Origin of the sequence: Blautia hansenii DSM 20583, from assembly GCF_002222595.2 — a bacterium.
Lineage (GTDB): Bacteria > Bacillota > Clostridia > Lachnospirales > Lachnospiraceae > Blautia > Blautia hansenii.
Genome location: NZ_CP022413.2, coordinates 1 through 12,500 on the forward strand (window position 1 = coordinate 1; position 12,500 = coordinate 12,500).

The 12,500-nt window shown below is 38.1% G+C and carries 10 protein-coding genes (1 of these 10 running past the window's edge); 9 read left to right on the forward strand and 1 reads right to left on the reverse strand.

The window, feature by feature from the left end; translation table 11 throughout:
* Positions 1 to 6: 6 nt before the first annotated feature.
* The 8 genes from dnaA to CGC63_RS00040 all read left to right on the forward strand — a co-directional run bounded on the left by dnaA (position 7) and on the right by CGC63_RS00040 (position 9,912).
* Positions 7 to 1,371 (forward strand): chromosomal replication initiator protein DnaA, encoded by a 1,365-nt coding sequence (gene dnaA, locus CGC63_RS00005; RefSeq protein ID WP_040351181.1) that lies wholly within the window; start codon positions 7 to 9, stop codon positions 1,369 to 1,371.
* Between the two features lie 279 nt (positions 1,372 to 1,650).
* Entirely contained in the window at positions 1,651 to 2,763 is a 1,113-nt protein-coding gene (gene dnaN / locus CGC63_RS00010) for a DNA polymerase III subunit beta (protein ID WP_003021818.1), read from the forward strand.
* An 11-nt stretch (positions 2,764 to 2,774) separates the two neighbouring features.
* Positions 2,775 to 2,984 (forward strand): RNA-binding S4 domain-containing protein, encoded by a 210-nt coding sequence (locus CGC63_RS00015; protein WP_003021815.1) that lies wholly within the window; start codon positions 2,775 to 2,777, stop codon positions 2,982 to 2,984.
* Positions 2,985 to 2,992: 8 nt separating this feature from the next.
* Positions 2,993 to 4,078, forward strand: coding sequence for a DNA replication/repair protein RecF (gene recF, locus CGC63_RS00020; protein WP_003021813.1), 1,086 nt, complete (start codon positions 2,993 to 2,995; stop codon positions 4,076 to 4,078).
* A gap of 76 nt (positions 4,079 to 4,154) precedes the next feature.
* On the forward strand, positions 4,155 to 6,080 hold the full coding sequence (gyrB, locus tag CGC63_RS00025) for a DNA topoisomerase (ATP-hydrolyzing) subunit B (RefSeq protein WP_003021810.1): 1,926 nt from the start codon (positions 4,155 to 4,157) through the stop codon (positions 6,078 to 6,080).
* Between the two features lie 27 nt (positions 6,081 to 6,107).
* The gene (gene gyrA / locus CGC63_RS00030) at positions 6,108 to 8,594 is read left to right on the forward strand and encodes a DNA gyrase subunit A (protein WP_003021807.1); all 2,487 of its coding nucleotides are present in this window, start codon (positions 6,108 to 6,110) and stop codon (positions 8,592 to 8,594) included.
* 14 nt (positions 8,595 to 8,608) lie between these two features.
* Positions 8,609 to 9,190 carry a hypothetical protein gene (locus CGC63_RS00035; protein WP_009247055.1) on the forward strand — a complete coding sequence of 194 codons (582 nt, stop codon included), beginning with the start codon at positions 8,609 to 8,611 and terminating at the stop codon, positions 9,188 to 9,190.
* An 11-nt stretch (positions 9,191 to 9,201) separates the two neighbouring features.
* Positions 9,202 to 9,912 carry a lysophospholipid acyltransferase family protein gene (locus tag CGC63_RS00040; RefSeq protein WP_022238931.1) on the forward strand — a complete coding sequence of 237 codons (711 nt, stop codon included), beginning with the start codon at positions 9,202 to 9,204 and terminating at the stop codon, positions 9,910 to 9,912.
* A gap of 29 nt (positions 9,913 to 9,941) precedes the next feature.
* Here the strand turns inward: CGC63_RS00040 and CGC63_RS00045 are convergent, their stop codons facing one another.
* A complete protein-coding gene (locus CGC63_RS00045) occupies positions 9,942 to 10,748 on the reverse strand; it encodes an AraC family transcriptional regulator (protein ID WP_003021800.1) in 807 nt (268 codons plus the stop codon).
* A gap of 110 nt (positions 10,749 to 10,858) precedes the next feature.
* On the opposite strand from CGC63_RS00045, the gene lacZ reads away from it, so the two are divergent.
* Positions 10,859 to 12,500: the 5' portion of a beta-galactosidase, LacZ type gene (gene lacZ / locus CGC63_RS00050; RefSeq protein ID WP_003021798.1), read on the forward strand. Its footprint extends 1,394 nt past the window's final position; only the first 1,642 of its 3,036 coding nucleotides appear in the window; its start codon is at positions 10,859 to 10,861; its stop codon lies off the right edge, out of view.

Sequence of the window (12,500 nt, forward strand, 5' to 3'; positions counted from 1 at the left end):
ATGAAAATGCACATAATACAGGAAAAATGGTCAGATATCTTAAATATGATTAAAATTGAACATGATGTGTCTGATGTTTCCTTCAATGCGTGGCTTGAACCTTTAGAGGTTTATAAAGTAGAGGGAAATGTTGTGACAATTATTGTTACAAACGGGAGCATGGCGTTAGATTATATCAATAAGAAATACCTTCTCCCCTTAAAGGTCTCCATTGCAGAGACCATCGGGCAGGATTTTGAGATTTCTCTTGTTCTTCCGGAAGATATTAAGGAAGAATTTAAAGAACCTCCGACAGCAGCGCCCGTAAGCTTAAACGAAAATATTGAAAAAGCCAATTTAAATCCACGCTATACTTTTGACACTTTTGTCGTGGGAAATAACAACAAAATGGCACATGCCGCATCCTTGGCAGTTGCCGAGTCTCCGGGAGAAGCCTATAATCCGCTGTTTATCTACGGTGGTGTAGGTCTTGGAAAAACCCACTTAATGCACTCCATTGCACATTTTGTATTACAGAAAAATCCAAGTGCAAAAGTTTTATATGTAACAAGTGAATATTTTACAAACGAATTGATTGACTCTATTCGTAACGGTAATAATACCACTATGTCCAAATTTCGTGAAAAATATCGCAACATTGACGTTCTGTTAATTGATGATATTCAGTTTATTATAGGAAAAGAGTCTACACAGGAAGAATTTTTCCATACCTTTAATGCCCTTCACGGAGCGAAAAAACAGATTGTTATTTCATCTGATAAACCGCCAAAGGATATGGAAATTCTGGAAGACCGCCTTCGTTCTCGTTTTGAATGGGGCTTAATTGTCGATATTTCTTCTCCTGATTATGAAACTAGAATGGCAATTCTTCGTAAAAAGGAAGAACTGGACGGTTACAAAATTGATGACGAGGTCATTGAATACATTGCCAAAAACGTAAAATCAAATATTCGTGAGCTGGAAGGTTCTCTCAATAAAATTATGGCTTACGCCAACCTTGAGAAAAGTGAAATTAATCTGGCTTTAGCCGAAAAAGTATTAAAAGATATTATTTCTCCTAATCAGAAGCGCATTATCACACCGGAGCTTATTATTGAAGTCGTTGCAGAACACTTTGATTTGCAGCCTTCAGACTTAACCGGTAATAAAAGAAATGCAAAAATTGTATTTCCAAGACAGATTGTCATGTATTTATGCCGCAGTATGACAGAAGTAACCTTAAAAAATATCGGCAAAGTCTTAGGAGGCAGGGACCACACCACCATTATGAACGGAATTGATAAAATCGAAGCTGAATTAAACGGTTCAAACGCTGCTCCTACACAGGAAATTATTGATATTTTAAAGAAGAAAATAAATCCGTCAAAATAGAATAATTTTTATCCACACCAACAGGTGTATATGATGTGAATTACGTGTGGAAAACCTTTTTTGATATTTTTGCGGTTTTTAACCCACATTTTTATCAACAGGTCTTACACTTGAATTTCAACCTTAACCCACAAAGTTATCCATACACTTAAAGCCCGTATTTTCTAGGGTTAAATGAGTTATTCACATATTCACAGCCCCTACGGCGGTTACTACGAATTTTTTATTCTTTTATATTTTTATTTAACCACCTCACACAGAAAGGAAGTTATTCACACTATGAAATTAGTTTGCCCAAAATCTGAACTTCAAAAAAGTGTCAGTATTGTCATGAAAGCCGTTCCAGGCAAAACAACAATGCCTATTTTAGAATGTATTTTAATCGATGCTTCAACAAATGATATTAAATTTACATCCAATGATATGGAATTAGGTATCGAAACCCGTGTTCAGGGACTGGTTCTTGAAAAAGGTATCATTGCTTTGGATGCAAAAATCTTTTCAGAAATTGTCCGTAAGCTTCCGGATAATGATGTTACCATTGAAACAGATGAAAAATTAAATGCTACTATTACCTGTGAAAAAGCAAAATTTAATATTCCCGGTAAATCAGGTGAAGATTTTTCCTATTTGCCTTTAATAGAAAAAAATGATTGCATACGGGTTTCACAGTTTACTTTAAAAGAAATTATTCGTCAGACGATTTTCTCTATTGCTGTAAATGAGAATAATAAATTGATGACAGGAGAACTTTTCCAGATAGAAAACAACATGTTAAGAGTGATTTCTCTTGACGGACACCGTATTTCTATCAGAAAAATCGGATTAAAAGAAAACTGCGAAGACCGTAAAGTTGTTGTTCCGGGAAAAACATTAAATGAAATCAGCAAAATTTTATCCGGTGAGCTGGAAGATATGGTTGAAATTTATCTTTCTGCAAATCATATTTTATTTGAATTTGATGATACAAAAGTAGTTTCCCGCTTAATCGAAGGGGAATACTTTAAGATTGACCAGATGCTTTCCAGTGATTATGAAACAAAAGTTAAGATTAACAAGAAAGAATTTTTAGATTGTATTGACAGAGCAACACTTCTTGTAAAAGAGGGAGATAAAAAACCGATTATTATCAATATCCAGAACGGACAGATGGAGCTTCGCATTGACTCCCAGATTGGTTCTATGAAAGAGGATATTGATATTGAAAAAGAGGGAAAAGACATTATGATCGGCTTTAATCCAAAGTTTTTAATTGATGCCCTCAAGGTAATTGATGATGAAGAAGTCAGCATTTATCTCATGAATGCCAAAGCTCCATGCTTTATCCGTGATGATAATCAGCAGTATATTTATCTGATTTTGCCTGTAAACTTTAACGCTGTCAGCAGATAAAAGGAGAAAAAATGGAAGTAATTAAGCTTAGAGATGAATTTATAAAATTAGGTCAGGCTTTGAAAGCCGCAAATTTAGTGGAAGACGGTGTTGAAGCCAAATATGTTATTCAGGATGGCGAGGTTTTGGTAAACGGAGAGGTTGATACCAGACGTGGCCGCAAATTATATGATGGTGATGTGATTTCTTTTCACGGAGAAGAAATTAAAATTGTAAAATAGGTGTATACATGTATATCGAATCAATAGAACTTAAAAATTACAGAAATTACAACTCATTGGCGCTGGAATTTGATAAGGGAACCAATATTTTTTATGGGGATAATGCCCAAGGAAAGACAAATATACTGGAAGCTGCATATTTATGCAGTACAACAAAATCCCACAGAGGGAGTAAGGACAGAGAGCTGATAAAGTTTGATGCGGATGAGGCGCATATCCGTATGTTTGTCAATAAAGACGGTATATCCCGCAAAATTGATATGCACTTAAAGAAAAGTAAACCAAAAGGAATTGCCATTGACGGAATTCCTATCCGCAAAGCCAGTGAATTGTTTGGACTTTTAAATATTGTGTTTTTCTCTCCGGAGGACTTGAATATTATTAAAAACGGTCCGGGAGAGAGAAGGCGTTTTATGGATTTAGAGTTATGTCAATTAGACAAGCTTTATTTATCCAATCTTTCCAGTTATAATCATGTTCTGAACCAGAGAAATAAGCTGCTAAAGGATATTGCTTTTCAGGAGTCTTTAAAAGATACGCTGGAAATCTGGGATGAGCAGTTTGTACAATATGGCAGGGAGATTATTGAAACCCGCCGCAGGTTTATTGATGAGATAAATGGTATTATGGAGAAGATACATAGCAGTATCACCGGAAACCGTGAAAAAATAGAGCTGGTTTATGAGCCTAGCGTACCCGATGAGAATTTTTATCAGGAGCTTTCCAAAAACAGGGAAAAGGACTGTCGCTTTAAACAGACTTCCGTAGGACCGCACAGAGATGATTTCAGTGTGAAGGTCAACGGAATTGATATTCGCAGATACGGTTCTCAGGGGCAGCAGCGAACTGCTGCACTGTCTTTAAAGCTTTCGGAAATCTATATGGTGAAGAAGGTGATAAAGGATATGCCGGTTCTGCTTTTAGATGATGTTTTGTCAGAGCTTGACTCGAACAGGCAGAATTATCTCTTAAACAGCATCAGCCATGTGCAGACTATGATTACCTGTACAGGCTTGGATGATTTTATAGATAAAAGGTTTCATATCAACAAAATTTTTAAAGTAATAGACGGAGATGTATTTTGTCCTTCCTGAATGAAAGGTTTACATAATACATATAACACAGAAAACTGAGCAACTACCGGAATTACCGGAAAACAGGAGGAATTGCATGAGTACAGAAATTAAAACAGAGTACGGAGCAGACCAGATACAAATTTTGGAGGGACTTGAAGCAGTCAGAAAAAGACCGGGTATGTATATCGGTAGCACTTCTTCAAGAGGTCTTCATCATCTGGTTTATGAAATCGTAGATAATGCAGTAGACGAAGCTTTGGCAGGCTATTGCGATACCATTGATGTGTCAATCAATGAAGACAATTCAATTACAGTTATTGATAACGGACGTGGAATTCCTGTTGGAATTAACCAGAAGGCAGGTATTCCGGCTGTTGAGGTTGTATTTACAATTCTTCATGCGGGCGGTAAATTCGGTGGTGGAGGATATAAAGTATCCGGCGGTCTTCACGGTGTAGGTGCATCGGTAGTAAATGCCCTCTCTACCTGGCTTGAAGTAACAATTTTCCATGAAGGAAAGATTTACAGACAGAGATATGAGAGAGGAAAAACTGTTTATAGCCTGAAGATCGTAGGAGAATGTGAACCGGAGAAAACAGGAACTATGGTTACGTTTTTACCGGATCCGGAAATTTTTGAAGAAACAATTTTTGATTTTGGAACATTGAAACATCGTTTCAGAGAAATTGCTTTTTTGACAAAAGGTTTAAGAATTATTGCAAGAGATAAACGTGAAGAAGAAGAGAAGGAAGTAACTTTCCACTATGAAGGCGGTATTAAAGAATTTGTTCAATATCTGAACAAGAGCAATACAGCACTTTATGAAGAGATTCTTTACTTTGAAGGTAATAAAGACGGTGTTATGGTAGAAGTTGCCATGCAGCATAATGACGCTTATACAGAAAATACTTATGGATTTGTAAATAATATTACAACACCGGAAGGTGGAACTCATATTGTGGGATTTCGTAATGCTCTTACAAAGACCTTTAATGAGTATGCAAGAAAGAACAAGCTTTTGAAGGAAAGCGAACAGAACCTTACAGGAGAGGATATCCGTGAAGGATTGACAGCGATTATCAGCGTTAAAATTGAAGACCCTCAGTTTGAGGGACAGACAAAGCAGAAGCTGGGAAACAGCGAGGCAAGAGGCGCTGTTGATGGTATTGTAAGCAATCAGCTTGAGATTTATTTGGAGCAGAACCCTGCCGTGGCAAAAATTATTATTGAGAAATCTCTGCTTTCCCAGAGAGCAAGAGATGCTGCAAGAAAAGCAAGAGAGCTTACAAGAAGAAAATCTGCTTTAGATGGAACATCTCTGCCGGGTAAGCTGGCAGACTGCGTGGATAAAGACCCAAGCAAATGCGAAATTTATATCGTAGAGGGTGACTCTGCGGGCGGTTCTGCAAAGACTGCCAGAAGCAGAGCAACACAGGCTATTTTGCCCCTTAGAGGTAAAATTTTGAATGTAGAAAAGGCACGTCTTGATAAAATTTATGCAAATGCAGAGATTAAAGCCATGATTACTGCATTCGGAACGGGAATTCACGAAGATTTTGATATTTCAAAGCTTCGTTATCATAAAATTATTATTATGACAGATGCCGATGTAGACGGCGCTCATATTGCAACACTGCTTTTGACCTTCCTTTATCGCTTTATGCCGGAATTGATTAAGCAGGGCTATGTGTATCTTGCAAAGCCGCCATTATTTAAAATTGAGAAAAACAAGAAAATTCATTATGCGTATACAGAACAGGAACAGGCTGATATCCTTGCCGAAATCGGCATGGACGGCTGTAACATTCAGCGTTACAAAGGTCTGGGAGAGATGGATGCGGACCAGCTTTGGGAGACAACCATGGATCCGGAAAGCCGTATTCTTATGCGTGTGGTAATGGATGAAGACTCTACATCCGAGCTGGATTTGACATTTACTACCCTTATGGGTGACAAGGTAGAGCCGAGAAGGGAATTTATTGAAGAAAATGCCAAGTATGCAAAAAATCTGGATATTTAATAACCCTGCATGATAAGGAGAAGCTAAATGGAAGAAAATGTATTTGATAAAATTCAGGAAGTGGACTTACAGAAAAAGATGGAGGAGTCTTATATAGAGTATGCCATGAGCGTAATTGCTTCACGAGCCCTTCCTGATGTAAGAGACGGGTTAAAGCCTGTTCAAAGAAGAATTCTTTACTCCATGATTGAGCTGAACAACGGGCCGGATAAGCCTCATAGAAAATGTGCCCGTATCGTAGGTGATACCATGGGTAAATATCATCCTCACGGTGACAGCTCTATTTATGGTGCGTTAGTAAATATGGCACAGGACTGGTCTACCCGCTATCCGTTGGTAGACGGTCACGGAAACTTCGGTTCTGTGGATGGAGACGGCGCTGCTGCCATGCGTTACACAGAGGCACGTTTAAGTAAAATTTCCATGGAAATGCTGGCGGACATCAATAAAAATACCATTGATTTCGCACCGAACTTTGACGGAACGGAAAAAGAGCCTACGGTTCTTCCATCCAGATACCCAAACCTTCTGGTAAACGGAACTTCCGGTATTGCCGTTGGTATGGCAACCAATATTCCTCCGCACAATCTGAGAGAAATTGTCAATGCAGTTGTGAAAATCATTGACAATCAGATTGAGGAGCAGAGAGAAACTACCATTGACGAGCTGCTGTCCATTGTAAAAGGACCGGATTTTCCAACGGGAGCAACCATTTTAGGGACAAGGGGAATTGAAGAAGCGTACCGTACAGGACGAGGTAAAATCAGAGTACGTGCAGTGACGGATATTGAGACGCTTCCAAACGGAAAGAGTCAGATTATCGTTACAGAGCTGCCATATATGGTAAATAAAGCCAGACTTATTGAAAAGATTGCCGAACTGGTAAGAGATAAGAAAATTGATGGAATTACAGATATCAGCGACCATTCCAACAGAGAAGGTATGCGTATTTGTATTACTTTAAGACGAGATGCAAATGCAAATGTTATCTTAAACCGTCTGTATAAGCACACACAGATGCAGGATACTTTTGGCGTTATTATGCTGGCGCTGGTAGGCAATACACCAAAGGTCATGAGTCTTCTGGAAATGCTGGAGCATTATCTGGCACATCAGGAAGAGGTTGTGACAAGAAGGACACAGTATGACTTAAATAAGGCAGAAGCCAGAGCGCATATTGTATCAGGACTCCTAAAAGCATTAGATGTAATTGACCAGATTATTAAAATTATCAGAAGCTCAAAGACAAGACAGGAAGCAAAGGAAACTTTAATGGATACCTTTGATTTCTCAGAAGTACAGGCTCAGGAAATTGTAAACATGCGTCTGTATCAGCTTACCGGAATGGAGAGAGAACGTCTGGAAAAAGAATTTCAGGAGCTGGAAATCAAAATCAGAGAATTAAAAGCAATTCTTTCAGACAGAAACCTGCTTCTTCGTGTTATCAGACAGGAAATTCTGGCGATTGCGGAGAAATACGGAGATGACAGAAGAACAGCCATTGGATATGATGAATTTGATATTTCCATGGAAGATTTAATTCCGAAGGAAAATACAGTCATTGCCATGACAAAGCTGGGTTACATAAAGAGAATGACCGTAGATAACTTCCGCAGCCAGAACCGTGGTGGAAAAGGAATTAAGGGTATGTCTACCATTGATGACGATTACATCGAGGAACTTTTAATGACAACAACCCACCACTACCTCATGTTCTTTACCAGTGCAGGTCGTGTATACAGAATTAAGGCTTATGAAATTCCGGAGGCAAGCCGTACAGCAAGGGGAACAGCCATTATCAATCTGCTTCAGCTTCAGCCGGAAGAAAAGATTACAGCCGTAATTCCAATCAATGAGTTTAAAAAGGGCAATTATCTGTTCATGGCAACAAAGAACGGTCTGGTGAAAAAGACACCGATTGAAGACTATGAAAACGTGAGAAAAACAGGTCTTGCAGCCATTGCTTTAAGGGAAGATGATGAGCTGATTGAGGTTAAATTTACAGATAACAAGAAAGATATTATTCTGGTTACAAAATTCGGACAGTGTATTCGTTTTAATGAGACTGACGTAAGAAGCACCGGTAGAGTTTCTATGGGAGTAAGAGGCATCAATCTTCTGGAAGAGGATGAGGTTATCGGCATGCAGCTTACCTGTCAGGGCGATTATCTGTTGATTGTATCTGAGAAGGGACTTGGAAAGAGAACATCCATCAGTGAATTTACACGCCAAAACAGAGGAGGAAAAGGTGTAAAATGCTATAAGATTACAGAAAAAACAGGTAATGTAATCGGTGTAAAAGCAGTAAACAGCGAAAATGAAATTATGATGATTACAACAGAGGGAATTATCATTCGTCTGGAATGTGAAGGAATTTCCATTTTAGGCAGAATTACCTCCGGTGTAAAACTTATGGACTTAAAGGACGATATTACGGTTGCAAGTATTGCAAAGGTAAGAGAGAAAGAGGAAGAAATTTCTGAGAATACAGAGACAGAAGACCTCGCCGAGTAGGAGATATGGGGAGCATGAAGAATAAAAAAGGGATTATAATTTGTATGATTATGATTTCTATCCTGCTGCTGGGCGGGTGTGGCACAAAAATCAGCCACAAAAGCCCGGAAGCAGTGGTAAAATCCTTAATCAGCGCTTATCAAAATCAGGATGAGGAAGCTGTGAAAAAGGCTTTTGGTGTTAATCCGGATAAAAAGTGTGCCAAGGAGATTCAGAAGGAAATCGACTATAATATGGATTATTTTAAGGCACACGAAGCAGATAAAGTAGAGTTTAGAAAATCAAAATCTTTAGGAAAATTCGATAAATACGAATTGGTGTATGTGTGGTATGACTACAAGGTAAAAAAACAGAAGGAGACTTTGGAAGTACCGGCGATGTCCTTCTATTATGTGAAGAAGAAGGATAAAAAATACTATGTTGTACCTGCAAAAGATGTAAACGAGAAAATGAGTGAAAACTCCAGAAAAGAATACAGCGAATTTATGAAGGGCGATGTTTATCAGGAATATGATAAAGCATACCAGACTTTTATCAGAAAAAATCCAAAATATGAGAACAGCCTGCAAAATAAATTTGAGGAAATAGTAAAATAGCGGAGAGAACAGTGAAAAGAATAATTTTGATGGTAGCATATAATATTCTCTTAGTACCGGTTATGTGGTTTAAACTGTGTTATTACGCACGGCACGTAGAGAAGTACACAGAGGAAGAACGTTATAAAATGCTGCGTTTTATTGACAGTCGGGCAATTAAAGGCGGACGTATCACCATTGATGTACATGGACAGGAAAATATCCCAAAAGAAGACGGTTTTATGTTTTTTCCTAATCATCAGGGACTGTTTGATGTACTTGCAATTATGCATGCATGTCCGAGACCATTTTCCGTAGTTATGAAAAAGGAAGTACAGAATATTCCGTTTCTGAAACAGGTCTTTGCGTGTATGAAGGCTTATGCCATTGACAGAGATGATGTAAGACAATCCATGCAGGTCATCCTTCAGGTGGCAAAGGAAGTAAAGGAAGGCAGAAATTATCTGATTTTTCCGGAAGGTACAAGGACAAAGGATCCAAACAATGTTCATGATTTTAAAGGTGGAAGCTTTAAAAGCGCCACAAAGGCAAAATGTCCCATTGTTCCGATAGCGCTTATCGACTCTTATAAATCCTTTGATACAAAGTCGATTGAGAGAGTTACCGTTCAGGTGCATATTTTAAAGCCGATGCTTTACGAAGAATATAAGGACATGAAAACAGTGGAGATTGCCGCAGAGGTAAAATCACGAATTGAAAAAGTAATAAAAGAAAACGAATAAAAAGGGGCTGTCGAATGCGACAGACCCTTTTAATTTAATTTCCGAAATTCCAAGGGTGTCATTCCCGTCGTTTTCTTAAACATGGCAATGAAGTGGCTGGAGTCTGTAAAACCGCTTTGTCTGGCAATTTCCTGTACCTCTGCATGGGGAAAGGTGAGAAGAAGCTCTTTTGCCTTGTTCATTCTCCAAGTCGTTAGATATTCATACGCAGAACAGCCCAGAAAACGTTGAAAGAGACGAGTGAGATATTGAGGCGTAATGAAAACCTGATGACTTAATTCCTGAATGGTAAGTTCTTCTGCATAATTGCTTTCGATTTCCTTTAAAACAGGAGCAACATATCTTTGGTAGAGCGGTTCGTGAATAAAATTTTCTGTGGATACACCATCGGCAAAAAACATAAGAAGACGATAACAGTCAACAGACAATGCTTTTGCATCTAAAGGAGGATGCTCATATTTTTTTATGGTGTTTTCAATAATCTGTGCAATTTGCACGCCCTGCTCTTTTGAAGTAAAAATAACCGGTCTGCCACCTAGAATTTTGCCGATATTGCTTTCCAGTGTTCCTGCAAAAGTAAAAAAACAGGTATTCCACTCATTTGTTTCCCCGTAGTAGGAGTGGTTTATATGGGGGGCAATGAGAAATCCTTCCCCCTCTTTTAAGGTATAATGTCTTCCCTGAATGGAAATATTTCCAAAGCCTTTTTCCGTTTGCAAATAATGATAGAGAGGATATCCCTTTGGACGAATGGTAGCTTCCTGTGTCCAATGATTTCCAATGGAATTAAAGGTAAATGGTTCATTTAAGGGAGTGTCTCTGAAGTAAATGGGCATTTTTATCACCTGTTTCGAAATGTTATATTATTTAGCTAAACATATCATACAATAGGAGAAATATCAATGGTAAAATAGAGACATATCAGCAAGAGAAAAGGAGATACGAAATGAAGACGTTTGATTATAATCAGGTGAAAAATCCTGAATATTTCAGAGACAATCGTTTAGATGCACATTCCAGCCATAGATATTATCAATCTTTAGAAGCTATGGAGATTGAAGAGGAAGATTTTAAATACAGTTTAAACGGACTTTGGAAATTCCATTATGCAAAAAATTACAGAAGCGCCATACAGGGATTTGAAAAAGAGGAATATTGCTGTAAAGCATGGGATGATATCCGTGTGCCTGCTCATATTCAGATGGAAGGATATGATGTGCCGCAGTATGCCAATGTGCAGTATCCGTGGGAAGGAAAAGAATATATTGTGCCGGGACAAATTCCGGAAGAATTTAATCCTGTGGCAAGCTATGTAAAATACTTTGAAGTTCCGGAAAATATGAAAGGAAAAAGAATTTTTATATCCTTTCACGGAGCAGAAAGCGGATTGGCGGTTTGGTTAAACGGGGAATTTGTAGGATATAGTGAAGACAGCTTTACACCTTCTGAATTTGAATTAACTCCTTACATCAAAGATGGAAAAAATAAGCTGGCAGCACAGGTGTTTAAGTGGACAAGCAGCAGTTGGTGTGAAGATCAGGATTTCTTCCGGTTTTCAGGATTATATCGAGATGTATACCTGTATACCATTCCGGAGGTTCATATTGCAGATTTAAGAGTGAGAACTTATCTGGATGATACTTTTGCAAAAGCAGATTTGGAAATAAAAGTAAAAGCTTCAGCAGCAGGAAAAGTTCGCATTACTTTATCTCATCAAGAAGAAATTGTTTGTTGCCAGGAGAATTTATTAGAAGAAGACAGCACTTTTGTAATAAAAACAGAAAATCCAAAGCTTTGGAGTGCAGAAGTACCAAATCTATATGATTTATTACTGGAAGTAATGAATGAGAATGGAGATGTTGTGGAAGTAGTTCCTCAAAAAGTAGGATTTCGTAGATTTGAGATGAAAAATAATCTCATGACATTAAACGGAAAACGTATTGTATTTAAAGGTGTTAATCGTCATGAATTTTGTTCTGCGACAGGCCGTCATGTAAAAAAAGAAGATGTAATCAAAGATATTACGACCATGAAACAGAATAATATCAATGCAATCCGCACCAGCCATTATCCAGATGAAACTATGATTTATGAACTCTGTGATGAATATGGTTTGTATATGATTGCAGAAAATAATCTGGAGTCCCACGGCTCATGGGATGCTCCTGCTGTGTATGCAGGGGACAAATCAGGGGTTGTACCTATGGACAATCCAAAATGGCTTGCAATGATGCTGGACAGAGTAAATTCCATGTACCAAAGAGATAAAAATCATCCGTCTATTCTAATCTGGTCTTGCGGAAATGAGTCCTATGGCGGTAAAGATATTTATGAAATGTCCAGATTTTATAAAAAAGAAGACCCTACCAGACTGGTACATTATGAAGGCGTATTCCATGACAGGCGTTATAATGACACCAGTGATATGGAAAGTCAAATGTATACAAGCGTAGAAAATATTAAAAAGTTCTTGGAAAAAGACCGAACAAAGCCATTTATCTGTTGTGAATATACACATGCTATGGGAAATTCCTGCGGTGCAATGCACAAATATACGGATTTGACTGATACAGAGCCATTATATCAGG

What these genes read in the sequence shown, in the direction of transcription:
- CGC63_RS00045 (WP_003021800.1), bottom strand. Translation starts at nt 10,748, where the DNA reads ATGCCCATTTACTTCAGAGACACTCCCTTAAATGAACCATTTACCTTT.
- CGC63_RS00035 (WP_009247055.1), top strand. Translation starts at nt 8,609, where the DNA reads ATGAAGAATAAAAAAGGGATTATAATTTGTATGATTATGATTTCTATC.
- gyrB (WP_003021810.1), top strand. Translation starts at nt 4,155, where the DNA reads ATGAGTACAGAAATTAAAACAGAGTACGGAGCAGACCAGATACAAATT.
- gyrA (WP_003021807.1), top strand. Translation starts at nt 6,108, where the DNA reads ATGGAAGAAAATGTATTTGATAAAATTCAGGAAGTGGACTTACAGAAA.
- dnaA (WP_040351181.1), top strand. Translation starts at nt 7, where the DNA reads ATGCACATAATACAGGAAAAATGGTCAGATATCTTAAATATGATTAAA.
- dnaN (WP_003021818.1), top strand. Translation starts at nt 1,651, where the DNA reads ATGAAATTAGTTTGCCCAAAATCTGAACTTCAAAAAAGTGTCAGTATT.
- recF (WP_003021813.1), top strand. Translation starts at nt 2,993, where the DNA reads ATGTATATCGAATCAATAGAACTTAAAAATTACAGAAATTACAACTCA.
- CGC63_RS00015 (WP_003021815.1), top strand. Translation starts at nt 2,775, where the DNA reads ATGGAAGTAATTAAGCTTAGAGATGAATTTATAAAATTAGGTCAGGCT.